Genomic DNA, 19,832 nt, shown 5'->3' with positions numbered 1-19,832 from the left:
ATACCTTTTCGTTACCTTCGGGAGAGGGAGGGGGCGAACGCGAACGGGGCCGCCACCGTCGCTCGGACGGTGACGGCCCCGCGGAACCGCGTGGGGTGCCCGCGCACGGACTCACCCGCGCGCGGACCCGCCTACTTGGCGATCAGCTGGCGCAGCACGTACTGCAGGATGCCGCCGTTGCGGTAGTAGTCGGCCTCACCGGGGGTGTCGATGCGCACCACGGCGTCGAACTCCACGCCGGTGTCGGTGCTGACCTTCACCGTGTCCGGGACGCCGCCCTCGTTCAGCTCGGTCACGCCGGTGATGGAGAAGGTCTCCTCGCCGGTCAGGCCGAGGGAGTCGGCGGACTGGCCCTCGGGGAACTGGAGGGGCAGGACGCCCATGCCGATCAGGTTCGAGCGGTGGATGCGCTCGTAGGACTCGGTGATGACCGCGCGCACGCCCAGCAGGCTGGTGCCCTTGGCCGCCCAGTCGCGCGAGGAGCCGGAACCGTACTCCTTGCCGCCCAGGACGACCAGCGGGATCTCCTGGTCGGCGTAGTTGCGGGCGGCGTCGTAGATGAACGACACCGGGCCCTCGGGCTGGGTGAAGTCGCGGGTGTAGCCGCCCTCGGTGCCCGGCGCGATCTGGTTGCGCAGGCGGATGTTGGCGAACGTGCCCCGGATCATCACCTCGTGGTTGCCGCGGCGCGAACCGTAGGAGTTGAAGTCGCGGCGCTCCACACCGTTGGCCTTGAGGTAATCGGCCGCGGGGGTGCCCGGCTTGATGGCACCGGCCGGGGAGATGTGGTCGGTGGTGACCGAGTCGCCCAGCTTGGCCAGGACCCGGGCGCCGGTGATGTCGGTGACCGGGGCCGGGGTGGTCTCCATGCCCTCGAAGTAGGGGGGCTTGCGGACGTAGGTCGACTCGCCCTCCCACTCGAAGGTGTTGCCCGTCGGGGTGGGCAGCGAGCGCCAGCGCTCGTCACCGGCGAACACGTCCGAGTACGCGGACTCGTACATGTCCGAGGCGATCGCGGAGTCCATGACCTGCTGGATCTCCTCGGCGCTCGGCCAGATGTCGGCCAGGAAGACGGGCTCGCCGTCCTTGTCGACGCCCAGCGGCTCCGTGGTGATGTCCACGTCCAGCGACCCGGCCAGCGCGTAGGCGACCACCAGCGGCGGCGAGGCCAGGTAGTTCATCTTCACGTCCGGGTTGATCCGGCCCTCGAAGTTGCGGTTGCCGGACAGGACCGCGGAGACGGCCAGGTCGTTGTCCTGGACGGCCTGGGAGATCTCCTCCGGCAGCGGGCCGGAGTTGCCGATGCAGGTGGTGCAGCCGTAGCCGACCAGGTTGAAGCCCAGCTTGTCCAGGTACGGGGTCAGGCCGGAGCGCTCGTAGTAGTCGGTGACGACCTTGGAACCCGGGGCCATGGAGGTCTTGACCCACGGCTTGCGGGTCAGGCCCTTCTCCACCGCCTTCTTGGCCAGCAGGGCGGCGCCCAGCATGACCGAGGGGTTGGAGGTGTTGGTGCAGGAGGTGATCGCGGCGATCACCACGGCACCGTGGTCGATCTCGGTCTCGGTGCCGTCGGCCATGGTGACCTTGACGGCCTTGTGCGGACGGGCGCCGTTGGCGGTCTGGGACGGGGCGTCGGAGGCCGGGAAGGACTCCTCGCCCGCCTCGTCGGTGCTGTCCTCGACGTAGTCGCGCACGTCGTGGCGCCAGGTGCTCTTGGCCTCCGACAGCGCGATGCGGTCCTGCGGGCGCTTGGGACCGGCGATGGAGGGGACCACCTCGGCCAGGTCGAGCTCCAGGTACTCGGAGAACTCGGGCTCGTTGGCCGGGTCGTGCCAGAAGCCGTTGGCCTTGGCGTAGGCCTCGGTCAGGGCCACCTGCTGCTCGGAGCGGCCGGTCAGCTTCATGTATCGGATGGTCTCGTCGTCGATCGGGAAGATCGCGGCGGTGGAGCCGAACTCCGGGCTCATGTTGCCGATGGTGGCGCGGTTGGCCAGCGGAACGGAGGCCACGCCCTCGCCGTAGAACTCGACGAACTTGCCGACCACGCCGTGCTGGCGCAGCTGCTCGGTGATGGTGAGCACCAGGTCGGTGGCGGTGGTGCCGGGCTGGAGCTCACCGGTCAGCTTGAAGCCGACCACGCGCGGGATGAGCATGGAGATCGGCTGGCCGAGCATGGCGGCCTCGGCCTCGATGCCGCCCACGCCCCAGCCCAGGATGCCCAGGCCGTTCTGCATGGTGGTGTGCGAGTCGGTGCCGACGCAGGTGTCGGGGTAGGCCTGGCCGCCGCGGCTCATGGTGACGCGCGCCAGGTGCTCGATGTTGGCCTGGTGCACGATGCCGGTGCCGGGCGGGACGACCTTGAACTCGTCGAAGGCGGTCTGGCCCCAGCGCAGGAACTTGTAGCGCTCGTAGTTGCGCTCGTACTCGATCTCGACGTTGCGCTCGAAGGCGTCGGGACGGCCGAAGAGGTCGACGACGACGGAGTGGTCGATCACCAGCTCGGCGGGGGCGAGCGGGTTGATCTTGTCCGGGTCGCCGCCCAGCTCGCGCACGGCCTCGCGCATGGTGGCGAGGTCGACGACGCAGGGGACGCCGGTGAAGTCCTGCATGATCACCCGCGCGGGGGTGAACTGGATCTCCTGGTTGGGCTGCGCGTTGGGATCCCAGCTGCCCAGGGCCCGGATGTGGTCGGCGGTGACGTTCGCACCGTCCTCGGTGCGCAGGAGGTTCTCCAGCAACACCTTCAGGCTGTAGGGAAGCCGCCTGGAACCCTCAACGGTCTCCAGACGGAAGATCTCGTACGACTCGTCGCCAACGCGCAACGTGTCACGGGCGCCGAAGCTGTTCGCGGACACGGTGTCTGCCTCCTGATCTCGCCACTTACGTTCCCAGCATCCTGCCTCATGGGGCGGATGCGGGACCTACTGAGGCCGCCCTGACCGAATACCGGGGGCGAAGGGCCGCGGGGGTGACCTCCGCCTGCCTCCCGGCCTCCGTCAGGGCCGCCGTGGCCTGCGACGACACCACTCGCCACCGGCCGGGCGGCCCACTGGTAGCGGGCGCCCACGTTGTCCGGCCCGGGTGCGGTCAAGCGGTCAACTTCACACACCCGAACCGGGAGCGGGCCGAGGGGAACCCCGCTGTTATCTTGATGTCAAGGTATCTAACTTGTATCTCGATATCAAGTTATCGGGCGGCCGCCAACGGTGTGCGACCGCCCCCTCGCTGTGCCTTTCTGGGGCTCCGCTCCGCTTTCCCCACCCGTCGCCCGCCACCACCCTCAACCGAGCCTACGGCGCGGTCCTCCCACGGGAACCCGCCCTCCGGCACCTCCAGAACCCCGCGGGCGCCCGAACGTTTGGGGCCGCGGATCAGTCCAGCTGCGGCGCGACCTGCGACGCCACCAGCTCCAGGTGGTCCAGGTCGGACATGTCCAGCATCTGGAGGTACATGCGTTCGGCGCCCGCCTCGGCGAAGCGGCCGATCCTGTCCACCAGCTCGTTCGGGGTGCCCGCCAGGCCGTTCTCCCGCAGCTCGGGCACCTCGCGGCCGATCCGCTCGGCACGCCGGGCCACCTCCGCCTCGTCCCTGCCCACGCACAGGACCTGCGCTGCGGAGTAGACCATCGGAGCGCCGCGCCCCGAGGCCCGCACGGCGGCCCGGGTCCGCTCGAAGGCGGCCGAGGTGTCCTCGACCGAGCTGAAGGGCACGTTGTACTCGTCGGCGTACTTGGCGGCCAGGCGCGGCGTGCGCCTGGGTCCGGTGCCGCCGATCAGCACCGGCGGACGCGGACCCTGCTGCGGCTTGGGCAGCGCGGGCCCCTCCGCCAGGCGGTAGTGCTTGCCCTCGTAGCGGAAGGTCTCCCCCACCGGGGTCGACCACAGGCCGGTGATGATGTCCAGCTGCTCCTCGTAGCGGTCGAAGCGCTCACGGGCGGTGGCGGGGAAGGGGATCCCGTAGACCGCGTGCTCCTCCTCGAACCAGCCCGAGCCGAAGCCGAACTCCACCCGGCCGCCGCTCATGCGGTCGACCTGGGCGACGGAGATCGCCAGGGGCGCGGGGTAGCGGAACGTCGCCGCGGTCATCAGCGTGCCCAGACGGATACGGGAGGTGTCCCGGGCGAGCCCGGCGAGAGTGATCCAGGCGTCGGTGGGCCCGGGGAGGCCGCTGACGTGATCCCCCATGTGCAGATAGTGGTCAGACCGGAACAGGGCGTCAAAACCCAGGTCCTCGACGGCCCTGGCGACGGTGAGCTGGTCCTCGTAGGTGGCCCCCTGTTGGGGCTCAAGGAAGATCCTCAGACGCATAAGCCCCATTTTCTCCCACGCCGGGGACCAGACCGAAACCGCCGCGCGGTTACCGTGGAAAAGGCGCCTCCGCGCCCCGCTGTCCGCCGTCCGCCGTCCGCCGTCCGCCGAACCGAAACACGCGCCTCCCGCGATAGTCCCTCCTGTGAAGCTGCTCCGCCGCGCGCGCCGCCGCGCGCCCTCCTACGACCCGGACAGCACCGACCCGGTGCTGCTGGCCGCCGTCGCCGCGGGCGAGACCCGTGCGCTGGAGTTCCTGCACCGCAGGCACGCCACCTGGCTGCGGGCCCGGCTGCGCTACCGGTGCTCGGACCCCGACCAGCTCGACGCCGCCCTCCAGGAGACCTTCCTGGCCGTGTGGAGGAACGCGGGCTCCTTCACCCCCCGCCCCGGCGACACCGACGCCGGGGCCTGGCTGTGGACCATCGCGATCCGCCAGCTCATCTCCCAGCTGCGCAAACGCGCCAACCGCTGGATAGCCGACAGCGACACCGAACCCTACGAGACCATCGGCGACGCCTCCGCCGAGGACACCGTGCTGCTCAACATCGAGCACGGCCCGTTGGGCGCCGCCCTGCACTCCCTCTCGCCAGAACTGCGCTCGGCCATCCAGGCCACCGTGCTCGACGGACTCACCGTCCGGGAGGCCGCGCAGATCCTCCAGATCCCCGAGGGAACCGTCAAGACACGGGTCATGCGCGCCAAGGCGCGACTACGGGAGGCACTGACATGAGCTGGCACCTGACCCCTGCCCAGGCACACGAGTACGCCCACCACCGCTCCGACGACGTCACCGCCATGTCCGTGGAGGCCCACATCACCCACTGCGCGCCCTGCCGCGACCTGCTGCCCGCCGACGAGCCCTGGCTGGCCCGGAGCTGGGAGGACCTGCGCGACGTCGTGGACCGCCCCAGGCGCGGCCCGGTCGAGTCCCTGCTGTCCTCGCTGGGACTGGGCGAGGGCACCGCCAAACTGCTGGCCGCCACCCCCTCCCTGTACCGGGCCTGGCTACTGGCCACGGTCGTGGTGCTGACGGCCGCCCTGCTGGCCGCGCACCACCTGCCGCGCGGATCGCTGATGTTCACCTTCACCGCTCCGGTGGTGCCCCTGGCCGGAGTGGCCCTGGCCTACGGGCGCGGGGTGGACCCGGCCCACTCCCTGACCTCGGTCACACCGCTGGCGGGCCAGCGGCTGCTGTTCCTGCGGACCTGCGCGGTGCTGGTGCCCGCGCTGACCCTGTGCATGTCGGCGGCGCTGCTGCTGCCCCACGCGCACACCCCGTGGAAGGCGGTGTTCTGGCTGCTGCCCGCGCTCACCCTGGTCGCCGGATCCCTCGTGCTCAGCCGCTGGATGCACCTGGGCGCGGCCAGCGCCGCGGTGGGTCTGCTGTGGCTGACCGCTCTGGGCGTCCTGACCACCTCCGAGGACGCCACTCCGCTGCACCTGCTCGCACCCCAGGCCCAGATGTGGTGGGCGGCCGCGCTCGCCGCCCTGCTCGGCGCGCTCCTGCTGCGGGTGAGGACGGCGTGAGCGCGACGAGCACACGGGCCGCCGCCGTCAGCGTCCGCGGGCTGGGGCACCGCTACGGCACCCGCACCGCCCTGGCCGGGGTCGACCTGGACCTGGGCCCGGGCGTGACCGGGCTGCTGGGGCGCAACGGCGCGGGCAAGACCACCCTGCTGCGCTGCCTGGCCACCGACCTGGAGGCCGACGACGGCGAACTGCGCGTGTTCGGGTACGACCCCGCGCGGGCCGCCGAGCGCACCGAGATCCGCCGCGACCTGGGCTACCTGCCGCAGAACCCCGCGTTCTACCCGTACTTCACCGCGTTCGGCCTGCTGGACTACATGGCGGTGCTCAAGGAACTGGGCGGACGCCGCGCCCGCCACGACGAGGTGCGCCGGGTCCTGGAGCGGGTCGGGCTCCACGACCGCCGCCACAGCCGGGTCCGGCGCCTGTCCGGCGGTATGCGCCAGCGGCTGGGCCTGGCCTCGGCCCTGCTCGGCGACCCCGGGGTGCTGTTGCTGGACGAGCCGACCATCGGTCTGGACCCCGAGCAGCGCATCCGGTTCCGCGGCCTGGTCTCGGAGCTGGCCGTGCGCAGCACCGTGGTGCTGTCCACCCACCAGATCGAGGACGTGGCCGCCCTGTGCCAGCGCGTGGTGTGCCTGGACAGGGGCCGGGTGGTCTTCGACGGGACCCCCCGCACGCTGGTGGACCGGGCGCGCGGGCACGTGTGGGAGCGCGACGGCCACCCCGGCCGGGAGTACACCGCCTGGCGCCTGGCCGACGGGCGCTACCGGGTGCTCACCCCCGCCGGTGGCGCCGCGTCCGGCCCCGCGGACGGCCTGGAGCCGGTCGAGCCCAGCCTGGAGGACGCCTACCTGCTGCTCACCGGTGTGGAACAGGGGGACCGGTGAGCCTCACCCGGCACACGGTCGGCGCCGGCCCGGAGGAGGGGGCACCCGCCGGGGAGGAGGCCGCAGCCCCGGGCCGGAGCGCCGCACGGACGCGCGCAGCCCGGCACACGGCCACGTTCGTCCGCCTGACCTGGTTCAACGCGCTCCGCCTGGCCCGCAACCCGTTCCTGCTCCCGGGCACCTTCGTGGGCCTGTACCTGCTCGTGGCCCCGGACTGGGCGGACCGGACGGCCACCCTGGAGCGCTGGTACGACAACGCCAACGCCGCCGCGACGGCCGTGGGCGCGGTGCTCTTCGCCGTGGTCGCCTTCCCCGCCATGCGCGAGGCCCGCTACTCCCCGCGCCTGGTCTCCCCGCTGGGCCGGACGGGGCGGATGCTGGCCCTGATGGCGGCGTCCTCACTGGTCAGCACGGTGCTCGTCGCTCTGTGGGCAGGGGTGGACCGCTGGCTGTCCCCTCCCCTGCTGGGCACGCTGAGCCCGTCCGCCTACCCGGCGCCCCTCCTGCTGGCGGCCGCGGGCCCGCTGCTGTCCATCGCCCTGGTGGCGTGGACCCGCTCCTACCTGCCGCTGGTCGTGACCCTGCTGGCCCTGCCCGCCTACTGGCTGTACGGCGTCTCCGCGGTGGACGCCAACCTGTCGGGCGCCGTGCTGCGGGTGGAGTGGGCGGCCCGCGTCGCCCTCAATCCCTTCAACGTGAGCGCCCCCTCCGTCACGGACGTGACCACCGTCTACCTGGTCTACTCGGTGCTGGTCGTGGCCCTCCTGGCCGTCCTGGCCGCGGCCGCGCGGGGCCGCCGGGCCCACCGGGCAGTCTGTCTGGGTGCGGCCGTCGTGCTGCTGGCCGCCACCGTGGGCACCGTCGTCCACGGCCGCCTGACCCAGCCGCCGTACTCCCCCATCCCCGACAGCCGGGTCCACGGCGCGCAGGGGCCCTCCTGCCAGACCAGGGAGGGCGTCACCTACTGTCCCCTGCCCGGCTTCGAACCGTTCGTGGAGCGCTGGCACGGCGTCCTGGGACCGGCCATGGACCTGCTGCCCGAGGTCCCGCGCGAGCGCATGCCCGTGGTGTGGCAGGAGAGCTTCTCCTACGAGCGGGAACTGGACGTCCCCCGGGACCGGGACGTGGTGGTCCACGCGTACACCGGGGGCTGGGAGCACTACTGGCAGACCGAGATGGTGGGCAACGCGGCCCGGGTGGTCCTGGACCTGCCCGACCACTACGAGACCGGTTGCCTGGGCACCGGCCAGGCGCGCGTGCTGCTGGCGGCGTGGCTGGCCGCCAGCGTGGAGGGCCTGTCCCGCTACGACAGGCTGGACACCCTGGCCATGAACCTGTACGCCTACCAGCCCTCCCCGGTGGACCTGGAGCTCTCCCTGGCCATGGCCGACCTGCCCGAGGAGCGGGTGAGCCGGGCCCTGGAACGGGACTGGGAGAGGCTGACCGACCCGCGCACGACCAGCCGGGAGCTGGCGCGGCTGCTGGGCACGCCCCTGCGGGAGGCCTCCACCGCACCCGCCGGGCCCGGGGACTGGGAGCGGCTGTATCCCGAACACGAGTACCACACCTACGAGGGGGCCCCGGGGTGGCGGGCCCAGCCCGTGTGCGGATGAGCAGCGGCAGGGTTATCGAAACGCCTATGGCCCGCGCTCTGGATCGGCCCCGCCCACCTCCCTAGGCTTCCGGGCACGCCGTACCAGAAACGAGGCCACTCCCCGTGCGCAGACCCCCGGCGGCACTCGCCGCCCTCCCCCTCCTGACCGCGCTCCTGACCCCCGCCGCGCCCGCGGCGGCCGAGACCTCCCCGTCCGAGGCCGAGGTGGTACCGATCCAGGTCACCGGTGACCCCTCCGAACGCTTCAACCTGGTCATCCTCGGCGACGGCTACACCGAGGAGGAGATGCCGCTCTTCCGCGAGCAGCTGGAACAACACCTGAACGTGCAGTGGAGCATCGAGCCCTTCCGCACCTACCGCAACTACCTCAACGTGTACGCGGTGCGGACACCCTCGGCCGAGTCGGGCGTGGACTGCGACCCCGCCCGCGACGATCAGGAGCGCGACACCGCCCTGGGCATGGGCTTCTTCAACGGCTGCGACCCCGAGGCCCTGGAACGGCTGCTGACCGTGGACGAGGAGGCCGCGGAGGCCGCCGCCGACCTGGTGCCCGGAGTGAGCGCGGACAACCGGCAGATCCTGGCGCTGGCCAACAGCGGCACCTACGGGGGACGCGGCGGCGCCACCGCCACCGCCTCCTCGGGCAACGCCCTGTCCGCGTTGATCAGCCCGCACGAGCTCGGACACTCCCTGGGAGAGCTCCAGGACGAGTACCCGTACTACTTCCGCGACACGAGCCTGGGCCGCTACCCCGGAGGGGAACCCGACTCGGCCCACCACACCCTGATGTCGTCGCAGGAGATGCTCGCCCAGCAGGAGAAGTGGTGGCGCTGGCTCGGTGAGGAGAGCGAGGCGGGCGGAACCATCGGCGCCGCCGACCCCGACGGGCACGAGGGCGGGCTGTACTACTCCGAGGGCGTGTGGCGCCCCAGCGGGCACTCCATGCTCAAGTCGCTGGGGTACTACTTCGACCAGGTCGCCCGCGAGGTGATGGTCCAGCGGATCTCCGGCCTGCGCGACCGGGGCGAGATGCCGGTCTCCTCCACCCCCGAGGGCGAGGTGGGGCCCGAGGACGCCGTGTGGGTGGAGGGCCCGCACCCCGTCTTCCACGAACTGGAGTACACCTGGTCGGTCGACGGCGAGGAACTGCCCGAAGCGGCGGGCTCACGCGCTCTGGACCTGTCCGGGCTCGACCTCGCCGAGGGCGCGAAGGTGAGCGTCCGGGTGCAGGACCCCACCGACTTCGTCCGCGATCCGCTCGTCCGCGAGTCCGCCGCCCTGACGCAGACGCGCTCCTGGACCGTCGGGGAGCCGCTGCCCACGGACACGGGCACGGTGGAGTTCACCCGCTTCCGCGACACCGAAAGCGCCGTCGGCGGCGACGAGGTGGTCTACGCCGAGACCTCCCGCCCCACCGACCGGGTGCTGGACGTGGGCTGGACCCTGGACGGGCGGGAGGTGTCCACCTCCGCCGACGGACGCACCCTGGACCTGGGCGAGGTCGCCCCCGACGCGGGCACGCACACGCTGACCGCCACGGTCACCGACCCGTCCGCCCCGGGCGGGGACTCCCGGACCCTGGTCTGGAAGGTGGACAACACCGACCCCGTCGCGCCGCGCGAGCTGTCCGAGCCCGCTGCCCTCGCCGCCGGCGGCGAGGGCCACCACATCCACCTCAACGAGTTCTCCATGCGGCTCTCACCGAGCGACGACGGCGAGGGCCACGTCGTCGGGGAGTTCCGCGTCGACGGTGACGGCTGGCACCACTACTACGGCTGGCCCGACGACCCCGGGGCGCCGTTCAGGTTCACCCCGGACGGCACCAACGTCGACGACCTCGTCTACGGCAGTCTGGGCAGCGGCGGGCTGTCCATGGCGGTGTTCGAGGTCGACGGACACGAACCGGGCTGGGGGACGCACACGGTGGAGCACCGCGCCATCGACGCGGCGGGCAACACCGGCTCACCCGACTCCTTCCGCGCGACCGTCGTCCCGGCGGCCGACCCGGAGTGCACCGAGACCGTCACCGGAACGGTCCGGGGCGGCCTGGACGTGGACTCGGGCGTGGTCTGTCTCGACGGGGCCGTGGTGAACGGCGGCGTGGACGTGGCCGCGGGCGCCTCGCTCGTCGTGGAGGGCGGATCGCTGCGGGGCGGGCTGCGCGCCGACGGCGCCCACACCGTCCGGCTCGCGGACACCGAGGTCCGCGGCGCGGTGCGCGTCAGCGGGACCACCTCGGAGGTCATGGTCCTGGGATCGGAGCTGACGGGTTCGGTGGTCCTGCACGGCAACACCCAGGTCCCGTCCCCGACCTGGACCGGGGACCCCGAGGGCTACGGCCCGGTCCTGGCGGGCAACAGCGTCCGGGGCTCACTGTCCTGTACCGGCAACAGCCGGGCGATCGCCGACTTCGGCGCCGCCAACGACGTCACGGGCTCGGCCGCGGGGCAGTGCGCGCACCTGTGACCCGGCGGTCCCCCGTACACGCGCGATGCCGCCCACGCGCGTGCGAGGGGGCGGTGTCTTCCCTCCACCGGGGCTGGCCCGGGTCTCCCACGCAGCCGGGCGGGGCGGCGCTTCCCCGTCCGTCCGCCGTATCGGGGCCCGCGCGCAACCAGCGCACACGTCCGGTCGTAGGATGGAAAGCATGAAGAACCCGTACTGGCACGTCGTGCTCCCCCCTCTGTGCGCCTGACCGGGCGCACCACCACCTCTTCCTGAAGAGCCCGGCCGACACGTCCCGGTGACCGCCACCGGGTCGGCCCTCGTCGTGCGCCCGCGTTCCGCGACCACTCGCAAGACGCGACGACGAAGGACTCCACCACCGTGTCAGAACGTTCTCACCCCGTGTCCGACTCCCGGACACCCGCCCCCTCCGCCACCGCCCTGACCCGGGGCCCGCTGCCGATCCTGGCCGCGGCCGTGCTGTGGGGCACCACCGGTACCGCCAGCTCCTTCGCCCCGGCGAGCGCCCCGGCGGCGGCCATCGGCTCCGCCGGACTGGTCCTGGGCGGCCTGCTGCTGTTCCTCACCGGGCGCGGCTCCCTGGCCCTGGTGCGCCGGGGCGACCGGGCCACCCGCTGGTCGCTCGCCCTGGGCGCCCTGGCCGTGGCCGGGTACCCGCTGGCCTTCTACCCCGCGGTGGCCCAGGCGGGCGTCGCCGTCGCCACGGTGATCACCCTGGGCAGCGCCCCGGTCTTCGCCGGGCTCCTGGCCTGGCTGACCGGGCAGGCCAGGCCCACGGCGCGCTGGACCGCGGCGACCCTGGCCGCGGTGCTGGGCTGCGCCGTGCTCGTGCTGGGCTCGGAGCTGACCGGAGCGCAGTCCGCGGCCGACCCCGCGGGGGTGCTGCTGGCCCTGCTCGCCGGACTGTCCTACTCCGCCTACGCGCTCATCGCCGAGCGGCTGATCCAGCGCGGCCACTCCTCGAACGCCGTGATGGGCACGATGTTCGCCGGCGGCGGGATCGCCGTGCTGCCCGTGGTCCTGGCCACCGGGACGGCCTGGCTGGCCACGGTCGAGGGCGCCCTGGTGGCCCTGCACCTGGCGGTGTTCACCGTGTTCCTGGCCTACCGGCTGTTCGGACAGGGACTGCGCAACACCCCCGCCTCGGTGGCCACCACCCTGACCCTGGCCGAACCCGCCGTGGCCGCGCTGCTGGGCGTGATGGTGGTCGGTGAGCGCCTGCCCGCCGTGTCGTGGGCGGGGCTGGCCGTGCTCGCCCTGGGCCTGGCGGTCCTGCGGGCACCCGCCAGGCGCCCCAGGCGCGGGTAGCGCCATCGGTGCGGGGCGGCTCGGCGGAGGCCGTACGGCCCCGCCGGGTCGCGGAGGCCGCGGTCAGCGCTCCTGGTGGCGGCGGGCCGGGCGGATCGGCTCCAGCACCGCCAGGCACTCCACGTGGTGGGTCATCGGGAAGGCGTCGAAGGCGCGAAGGTCCACCAGGCGGTACTCGGCCCGCTCGAACGCGGCCAGGTCGCGGGCGAGCGTGGCGGGGTCGCACGAGACGTAGGCCACCCTGCGGGGGCGCGTCCCGGTCAGGGAGCGCACCACCTCGGCGCCCGCACCGGCCCTGGGCGGGTCCAGCACGACCACGTCGGCGTGCACGTCCGCCCACTCGCGCAGCTGGGCGGCGACGTCGCCCTGCTCGACGCGGACCTGCTCCATGTCCTTGAGGTTGTACCGGGCGTCGCGCACGGCCTCGGCGCCGCTCTCCACGCCCATGGCGCGGCCCTCGGGACCCACCGCGGCGGCCAGCGCGCCGGTGAACAGCCCCGCCCCGCAGTACAGGTCCAGGGCGGTCTCACCGGGCTTGGGCTCCAGGGCGTCCAGCACGGCGGCGGTGAGCACCTCGGCGGCCGCCGGGTGCACCTGCCAGAAGCCGCCCGCGCTGACGCGGTACTCGCGGCCGTTCGCGTTCTCGCGCACGCCCCTGCGCCCGCGCACCTGCTGGACGCGGCCGCCCTTGAACCGGCGCAGCACCGCGCTGGAGGTGCCCAGCTCGGGCAGGGCGTCCAGCTTGGCCCCGGTCGGTGTGACGACGACGGCGCGGTCGGCGCAGGCGGCCGAGGCGACCGCCTCCACGTCGCGGACGCCCTCCCACTTGACGTCGGTCACACCGAGCTCGGTCACGCCGGGGTGGGCGATGAGGCAGCGCTCGACGGGCTCGATGTCGTGGGAGCGGTGGCGGCGCAGTCCGGCGTGGCCGTCGGAGTCCACGGCGAAGCGCACGCGGGTGCGCCAGCCCAGGCCGTCGGGGGTGCCGGGCAGCTCCTCCACGGCGACCTCGCGGTCGATTCCGGCGATGCGCCGCAGCTGGTCGGCGACGACCTTGCCCTTGAGGGCCCGCTGTGCCTCCGGGGCGGCGTGCTGCCAGTCGCAGCCTCCGCACTTGCCCGGCCCGGCGGCCGGACAGGGGGCCTGGACGCGGTCCGGGGAGGCCTGGAGGACCTCGACGGCGTCGCCGCGCAGGAAGCGGGAGGTCTGCTCGGTGACGCGGACGCGGACCCGCTCGCCGGGCAGGGCGTGGCGGACGAAGACCACCTGGTCGTCGTGGCGCCCCACGCACCAGCCCCCGTGCGCGACGTCGTCCACGGTCAGCTCGAAATCCTGTCCCACACGGTTCATGGCGGTCGTCCTCAAGAGATGGTCGGGTCACGTGACGGGTGACCCTGCGCGCACAGCCACCAACCGTTCCCAATCTACCTGTCGGAACCCACCCCCCGGGCTGGCCTGTGGACGGCCGGGGCGGCCGAGCGTGTCGGCCGCATCTGTGCCAAGGTGTCACTGTGCGCACGCGGAACCACGGCGTGCGCGGCGGCTATCTCGACGGGAGTGCGGGCGAGGTGCACATCGTGATCATGGGGTGCGGTCGGGTGGGGTCCACCCTCGCGCACACCCTGGTGGACCTGGGGCACACGGTGGCGGTGATCGACCAGGACCCCGAGGCGTTCCGGCGTCTGCGCGGCTCCGTGGCCAAGCACGCGGTCCGAGGTTCGGGCCACGACCGGGAGGTCCTGCTCGCCGCCGGGATCGACCGCGCGGGGGCCTTCGCCGCGGTCAGCAACGGGGACAACTCCAACATCATCTCGGCGCGGGTGGCCCGCGAGGCGTTCGGCGTCGACAACGTGGTCGCGCGGATCTACGACCCCCGCCGGGCCGAGGTCTACCAGCGGCTGGGCATCCCCACAGTGGCGACGGTGCGCTGGACGGCCGACGCGGTCCTGCGCCGGATGGTGCCGGGCGACGGGCGGCTCACCGCCGGACCGGAGTGGCAGGACGCGTCCGGGACCCTGGCCATGAACGAGCTGAACCTGCCGCGGGGGTGGGCCGGGCACCGCGTCGCCGACCTGGAGGAGCGGGCGCCGGTGCGGGTGGTCTACCTGACACGTGCGGGCCGGATCCTCCTGGCCGGGTCCGGTGACCTCCTGGAGGAGGGCGACGTCCTGCACGTGGTCGCCCGCGGCCGCGACCTGGACGGGCTGCGGCTGGACGACGAGACGGGGCGTGGGTGAGATGCGGATCGCCATCGCGGGAGCCGGGAGCGTGGGACGCTCCATCGCCACGGAGCTGGCGGGCAGCGGCCACGACGTGCTGCTGATCGACCGGGACACCCGCGCCATCGGCGTGGACGACCTGCCCCAGGTGGAGTGGCTGCTGGCCGACGCCTGCGAGCTGGCCACGCTGGAGGACGCGCGCCTGGAGGGCTTCGACGTGGTCGTCGCGGCCAGCAGCGACGACAAGGTCAACCTGGTGGTGTCCCTGCTGGCCAAGACCGAGTTCGGGGTGGGCCGGGTGATCGCCCGTATCAACGACCCCGACAACGAGTGGCTGTTCACCGAGTCCTGGGGCGTGGACCTGGCGGTCTCCCCGCCGCGGCTGATCGCCGACCTGGTCGAGGGGGTCCCCGAGGAGGACCCGGACGGGGAGGACTCCCTGCCGCCGCTGCCGGGCGCCGAGATCGCCGAGTCGGTGCTGCACGCCAAGAGCCCGTTCGCGGGCGGGCCGGAGGGGGCGCTGGCGGAGTCGCTGCCCGAGGGCGTGGCGCTGGTGGCGGTGGTGGGCCCCGGCGGGGTGCGCCCGCCGGACCCCGACCGGACCCTGTCGGTGGGCGACACCGTGGTGTTCCTGGCCGAACCCGAGGTCCTGGGCACCCTGGAGTCCCTGCTGGGCTCGGCGGACGACGCCGACTAGCTCCGTTCGCCGTGACGCTTCTTGTACTTATGGCGGGGTTCGAACGCCGACATCGGCTACAAGTACAAGATCATCGCAGGTCACAACCTCACGCATCACACCGGCGACGCTTCCGGCCGGACCGTTAGTCGCCCGTCTCGCTCCGGGCCGAGCGCTCCCGCTCCTCCAGCGGGGTGCGGCCCCGGGCCAGCACCCAGACCATGGCCGCGAACCCCGCGACCTGGAGCGGCCATCCCATGGCGACCTTGGAGAAGCCCAGGAGGGCGAAGGTGTCGGCCCAGCCGTAGGTGTCGGCCATCCACAGCGGGTACTGCACGAGCACGCGGATCACGCAGGGCAGGACCAGCAGCCAGGTCAGGCGTGAGGCCAGGGTGACCACGGCCGGGTTGGCGCGCCAGGAGGTGAAGTCCTCCTTGTCGCCGATGAACGGGCCGATCATCAGCCCGATCGCGGGCCAGCGCACCAGCACCGACAGGCTCAGCACCACGGCGTAGACGGCGTTGTAGATGATGCCCGGCAGGAAGGCGTCGGCGGCGTTGCCGCTGCGCATGGCGAAGACCGCGGCGATGCCGATGCCGAACAGGCTGGTGAGCACGTACTGCACCGAGGAGCGCTGCACGAGCCGGACCGCGCCCAGGATCAGGGCCGCGACCACGCCCAGGACGATCGACAGCCGCAGTTCCGAGCTCACGATGTAGGAGACGGTGAAGGTCAGGGTGGGCACCGCCGCCTCGACCATGCCGCGCTTGCCGCCCAGTGCCTTGGACAGCTGTGAGCGCACGAGCGCCTCGACCGTGTCCTCGGTGACCGCCGGGCGGTCCACCGCCGTGGCGCCCTCGCCGTTGTCCCGCTCCGGGGCGGGGGCGTCCCCGGAGGCCGGGGTGGCCGCCGCGGGCGCCTCGGCCCTGTCGTCCGCCCCGGCGGCCGGGGCGGCCCCCTCGGCGGCCCGCTGGTGCTCAGTCATCCTGCTCCCGGTCGGATCGGTGGTCGGTGTTCGGTCGTCGCCGCGCGGGGCGTCCAACGCGGTTCCGCACGCCATGATGGCCCAAGCCTATGTGACGTGCGACCGGTCGCGGGGTACGCGCGGTGGTCGCGCGGATGCGCTCCGCCCGCCTTTGTCCCCTTGGGTCCGGGCTTGTCGCGTGCGGCTTCTCACCCGGCGGCGCACCCTGGCGGCCGGGGAGCGCCTTCCGTACGCTGGCGACCAGACGCCGGAGCCGAGAGCGAGCAGGAGCCCATGCAGACGAGCACGTCCCCGCGCCGGGACCACCTGGAGTTCGCCGCCGCCCTGGACCGGGTGCTGACCCGGCCCGGAGAGTCGCACGTGTGGTCCCCCCACTCGGTGGGCACGGTGCTGGCGCTGCTGGCCACCGGCGCCCGGGAGCGCACCCTGACCGAACTGGAGGCGCTGCTGGGCGCGGACGTGCGGGGCCAGCTGGAGGAGCTGGACGCGGCTGTGGCCGCCGAGCCCGGACTCGACCTGGCCAGCCTCAACGGCCTGTACGTGCCCGCCGACCTGGAGGTCCTGCCGGGTTTCACGGCCCGGGTGCGCGAGCGCGCCGGAGCCGAGGTGGAGCACGCCGACTTCGAGCACGACTCCGAGGGGGTGCGCTCACGGGTCAACGCCAGGGTGGCGGAGGTGACCCGCGGCCTGATCGAGGAGCTGCTCCCGGCGGGCAGCATCCACCCGGGCGTGCGGCTGCTGCTGGTCAACGCGCTGTGGGTGAAGCTGGCCTGGCCCGACCCCTTCGACCCGGCCCGGACCCTGGACAAGCCCTTCCACACCCCGTCGGGGAAGCGGAAGGTGCCCACCATGCACCGCTCGGCCCGCCTGCCCCACGCACGGGCCCAGGGGTGGAGCATGGTGAGCCTGGAGGGCGACCACGGCCTGACCCTGGACGTGCTGCTGCCCGACGAGCGCTCCGCCACCCCCGCGCCGGTGACGGCCGACGCGCTCGCGGACCTGTACGGCGGCCGCTCCTCCCAGCAGGTGGACCTGGCCCTGCCGCGGTTCCGGGTGGAGACCGACACCTCCCTCCTCGAACCGCTGGCGGCGCTGGGCGTGCGCGACCTGGCCACGGACGCGGCCCGCTTCGACGGGATCAGCCCGGAGCCGCTGCGGGCCGACGAGATCCTGCACCAGTCGGTGCTGCGGGTGGACGAGAAGGGCGCCGAGGGCGCCGCCGCGACCGCCGTGATGATGCTCCGGGCGGCCGCGGTGACGCCGAAACCGGTGATGTTCACCGTGGACCGGCCGTTCGTGTTCGTGCTGCGCCGCGGCGGGGCGGTCCTGTTCCTGGGCCGCGTCACCGACCCCGTGGACCCGGGCCCCGCCTCCTGACCCCGCCGGGACCGCACCGCCGCCCGCGCTCGCGGGCGGCGCCTCAGACCTCGAACACCTCGAAGGCGGTGGCGAGGGGGACCCCCGCCCACTCCCCCGCCCGGGCGGCGGCCTGGGGCAGGAAGGACTTCTGGTCGAACCCCTCCAGGTTGGACAGGTAGAGGGCGTGGGCGTCCAGCGACGCCACGCCCGCGGCCAGGTCGGCCTCGCTCAGCTCGACGTAGTGGGCGGCCAGGGGCGAGGCGCCGAAGGCCACGAGGCGCACGCCCGACCACGGTTGGAGGCCCTCCTCCAGCTGCTCGCGGAACACCCACCGGTTGGCGGCGTCGCGGACCGCGTCCAGCAGGGCCGGGCCGAGCACCCGGTGGTCGGCGTGGTTGAAGGCGCCCGAGCCCGCGAAGTGGTCGCGGAAGTTGATGGAGACGATCACGTCGGGGCGGTGGCGACGGATCGCCCCGGCCAGCGCGGCGCGCAGCGGGATCCCGTACTCCAGGGTGCCGTCGGGGAAGTCGAGGAACTCCACGGCGGCCACGCCGACGGCCGCCGCCGAGGCGCGCTGCTCGGCCATGCGCAGCGGGGCGCACTCCTCGGGGCCGATGGTGTCGATGCCCGCCTCGCCCCGGGTGACCAGCAGTTCCGCCACGTCCTTGCCCTGGCCGGTCCAGCGGGCGATCGCGGAGGAGCTGCCGAACTCCAGGTCGTCGGGGTGGGCCACCACCGCCAGGGCTCGGTTCCAGTCCTCGGGGAGCGGCCGGGGCGCGCTGTTCTCCGTCGTCTGCGTCATGTGCCACAGACTACGGAAGACGGCGCGCCCTGCCCGGCGCCTCCCCGGCGATGCGGGGCCCTGTTCCCGCCGGGGGTCCTACTCCCCCGGAGCGCCCCCGGCGCCGCCGGACTGACCCGGCTGGCCGCCGGCCCCTCCGGGCCGCGCACCGGGCGCGGCGCCGTTGGGAGAGCGGCCCGCGTTGCCGCGCTGGGCCGCCTGCTGGGCGGCGCGCGTCTTGGCGGCCTCGGCCATCTTCTCCTGGATCTGCTTGGGCACGGTGATGGGCAGCAGCTCGCTGGGCGGCACCGGGTGGTCTCCGCGCACCACCACGATGTTGGAGAAGAGGTGCTCGACCTCGGCCATCACCTCGGGCTTGGAGGCGCCCTCGCCGCGGATCACGCCGCGCAGCACCCAGCGCGGCCCGTCCACGCCGATGAAGCGCACCCGCTGGGCGAGCTGCTTGCCGTCCTCGGTCGTGCGGCCCTTGACCGGGACGAGGGCCTTGAGCTCGGGGCCGAAGGTGCCGTCGTGCTCCTCGGCCTTGCCGCCCTGCTTGACGACCTGCTCGCGCAGCTCCTCGCGCATCTCGTCCCACAGCCCCGAGGACTTGGGCGCGGCGAAGGGCTGCACCTGTAGGGCGCTCTTGCCGCGTACCAGGGTGACGCCGATGATCTTCTGCTTGCCCTGGGTGTCCTGGGCGACGTTCACCTGGATCTCGGTGCCCTGTTCCATGGGCAGCCGCATGCTGCCCAGGTCCATCCGGTTGGCCTCGGGGGCGTCCTCGGTGGAGTCCCACGGCCCGGAGGAGCGGTGGCGGTCCGCGTCCTTGGGCTGCTGCTCCCGGGAGCGCTCCGGCTCGATCTCGTTGTCGAAGGAGACCGCTCCGGCGGCGCCCTCACGCCTGGGCGCGGCCTCCGTCCCCGTTCTCTCGGTCTCTTCGTCCCGCTTCTTGCGGCGGCGTCCGAACACGCCTTCACCTCTTCGCTTCCGTCGGTCCCGGATGACTCCGGGGATTCGGGGCGCCGTCACCGCTGTGCGGCGTGCCCCCCGGTCGAACCGAAACCACCCGTTCCCCGCACCGACTCCGGGAGGGAGTCGGCCTCGACGAACACCGCCCGTTCCACGCGCTGGACCACCAGCTGCGCGATCCGGTCGCCCCGGGTCAGCTTCACCGGGGTGTCCCTGTCGGTGTTGATCAGGGTCACCCTGATCTCGCCGCGGTACCCGGCGTCGACCGTGCCCGGCGCGTTGACGAGGGTGACCCCACAGCGCGCCGCGAGGCCCGAGCGCGGGTGCACGAAGGCCGCGTACCCGTCGGGCAGGGCGATCGCCAGGCCGGTGGGGACCGTGGCCCGCTGCCCGGGGTCCAGGGTGACGTCGACGGCGGTGTACAGGTCCGCGCCCGCGTCACCGGGATGGGCGTACTCGGGCAGGGGGAGGCCGGGGTCCAGGCGGTGGACCGTGACAGGGATCCGTCCGCCTTCCAGGGATGTGGTACTCACATCGGCCGAGCCTATCGCTCTCCGGGCGATGAACCGGTGTCCAGCACCGCCGGTAGACGAACGGGGGCGGCCCTGCCGGATTCCCTCCGGCGGCCGCCCCCGCTCTGTCTGTGCTTCTTTGGGGCTCCGCTCCGCTTCTCCCACCCGTCGCCCGCCACCACCCTCAACGGACGCTACGCGCAGCCCTTCCT

At 73.2% G+C, this 19,832-nt stretch carries 16 protein-coding genes; 9 read left to right on the top strand and 7 right to left on the bottom strand.

Features of this window, described 5'->3' with window-relative positions; all coding sequences use genetic code 11:
* Positions 1–131: 131 nt before the first annotated feature.
* Together acnA and ACSIH6_RS11145 are read right to left on the bottom strand one after the other, a co-directional pair.
* Positions 132–2,855, bottom strand: coding sequence for an aconitate hydratase AcnA (gene acnA, locus ACSIH6_RS11150; protein ID WP_435108171.1), 2,724 nt, complete (start codon positions 2,853–2,855; stop codon positions 132–134).
* A 516-nt stretch (positions 2,856–3,371) separates the two neighbouring features.
* Entirely contained in the window at positions 3,372–4,307 is a 936-nt protein-coding gene (locus tag ACSIH6_RS11145; RefSeq protein ID WP_435108170.1) for an LLM class F420-dependent oxidoreductase, read from the bottom strand.
* A gap of 145 nt (positions 4,308–4,452) precedes the next feature.
* On the opposite strand from ACSIH6_RS11145, the gene ACSIH6_RS11140 reads away from it, so the two are divergent.
* From ACSIH6_RS11140 to ACSIH6_RS11115, 6 genes are all read left to right on the top strand, one after another.
* The gene (locus ACSIH6_RS11140) at positions 4,453–5,040 is read left to right on the top strand and encodes an RNA polymerase sigma factor (RefSeq protein WP_017564300.1); all 588 of its coding nucleotides are present in this window, start codon (positions 4,453–4,455) and stop codon (positions 5,038–5,040) included.
* Positions 5,037–5,837 (top strand): zf-HC2 domain-containing protein, encoded by an 801-nt coding sequence (locus tag ACSIH6_RS11135; protein WP_435108169.1) that lies wholly within the window; start codon positions 5,037–5,039, stop codon positions 5,835–5,837. The genes ACSIH6_RS11140 and ACSIH6_RS11135 overlap by 4 nt, the downstream gene beginning before the upstream one ends.
* The gene (locus ACSIH6_RS11130) at positions 5,834–6,727 is read left to right on the top strand and encodes an ABC transporter ATP-binding protein (protein ID WP_435108168.1); all 894 of its coding nucleotides are present in this window, start codon (positions 5,834–5,836) and stop codon (positions 6,725–6,727) included. The genes ACSIH6_RS11135 and ACSIH6_RS11130 overlap by 4 nt, the downstream gene beginning before the upstream one ends.
* Entirely contained in the window at positions 6,724–8,340 is a 1,617-nt protein-coding gene (locus tag ACSIH6_RS11125) for a hypothetical protein (RefSeq protein ID WP_435108167.1), read from the top strand. Before ACSIH6_RS11130 ends, ACSIH6_RS11125 begins: the two co-directional genes overlap by 4 nt.
* Before the next feature lie 104 nt (positions 8,341–8,444).
* A complete protein-coding gene (locus tag ACSIH6_RS11120; RefSeq protein ID WP_435108166.1) occupies positions 8,445–10,808 on the top strand; it encodes a M64 family metallopeptidase in 2,364 nt (787 codons plus the stop codon).
* A 360-nt stretch (positions 10,809–11,168) separates the two neighbouring features.
* Positions 11,169–12,116, top strand: a complete 948-nt coding sequence (locus ACSIH6_RS11115) for an EamA family transporter (RefSeq protein WP_435108165.1) — start codon at positions 11,169–11,171, stop codon at positions 12,114–12,116.
* Positions 12,117–12,179: 63 nt separating this feature from the next.
* On the opposite strand, the gene ACSIH6_RS11110 is transcribed toward ACSIH6_RS11115, so the two are convergent.
* Entirely contained in the window at positions 12,180–13,466 is a 1,287-nt protein-coding gene (locus tag ACSIH6_RS11110) for a class I SAM-dependent RNA methyltransferase (protein WP_435108164.1), read from the bottom strand.
* Between the two features lie 218 nt (positions 13,467–13,684).
* Between ACSIH6_RS11110 and ACSIH6_RS11105 the strand changes: the two genes are divergently transcribed.
* Positions 13,685–14,353 carry a potassium channel family protein gene (locus ACSIH6_RS11105; protein ID WP_435108229.1) on the top strand — a complete coding sequence of 223 codons (669 nt, stop codon included), beginning with the start codon at positions 13,685–13,687 and terminating at the stop codon, positions 14,351–14,353.
* On the top strand, positions 14,346–15,032 hold the full coding sequence (locus tag ACSIH6_RS11100) for a potassium channel family protein (RefSeq protein WP_435108163.1): 687 nt from the start codon (positions 14,346–14,348) through the stop codon (positions 15,030–15,032). Before ACSIH6_RS11105 ends, ACSIH6_RS11100 begins: the two co-directional genes overlap by 8 nt.
* A 124-nt stretch (positions 15,033–15,156) precedes the next feature.
* Here ACSIH6_RS11100 and ACSIH6_RS11095 read toward each other — a convergent pair whose 3' ends face one another.
* Entirely contained in the window at positions 15,157–15,996 is an 840-nt protein-coding gene (locus ACSIH6_RS11095) for a DUF3159 domain-containing protein (RefSeq protein WP_435108162.1), read from the bottom strand.
* 273 nt (positions 15,997–16,269) lie between these two features.
* Between ACSIH6_RS11095 and ACSIH6_RS11090 the strand changes: the two genes are divergently transcribed.
* Entirely contained in the window at positions 16,270–17,373 is a 1,104-nt protein-coding gene (locus ACSIH6_RS11090) for a serpin family protein (RefSeq protein ID WP_435108161.1), read from the top strand.
* A gap of 43 nt (positions 17,374–17,416) precedes the next feature.
* On the opposite strand, the gene ACSIH6_RS11085 is transcribed toward ACSIH6_RS11090, so the two are convergent.
* From ACSIH6_RS11085 to dut, 3 genes are all read right to left on the bottom strand, one after another.
* The gene (locus tag ACSIH6_RS11085) at positions 17,417–18,157 is read right to left on the bottom strand and encodes a PIG-L deacetylase family protein (RefSeq protein ID WP_435108160.1); all 741 of its coding nucleotides are present in this window, start codon (positions 18,155–18,157) and stop codon (positions 17,417–17,419) included.
* 78 nt (positions 18,158–18,235) lie between these two features.
* The gene (locus ACSIH6_RS11080; protein WP_435108159.1) at positions 18,236–19,108 is read right to left on the bottom strand and encodes a DUF3710 domain-containing protein; all 873 of its coding nucleotides are present in this window, start codon (positions 19,106–19,108) and stop codon (positions 18,236–18,238) included.
* Between the two features lie 56 nt (positions 19,109–19,164).
* On the bottom strand, positions 19,165–19,641 hold the full coding sequence (gene dut / locus ACSIH6_RS11075; protein ID WP_061082615.1) for a dUTP diphosphatase: 477 nt from the start codon (positions 19,639–19,641) through the stop codon (positions 19,165–19,167).
* Between the last annotated feature and the right edge of the window lie 191 nt (positions 19,642–19,832).

This window comes from Nocardiopsis synnemataformans (assembly GCF_965343085.1).
GTDB classification, from domain to species: Bacteria; Actinomycetota; Actinomycetes; order Streptosporangiales; family Streptosporangiaceae; genus Nocardiopsis; species Nocardiopsis alborubida.
This window is presented reverse-complemented; position numbering and strand designations above follow the sequence as displayed.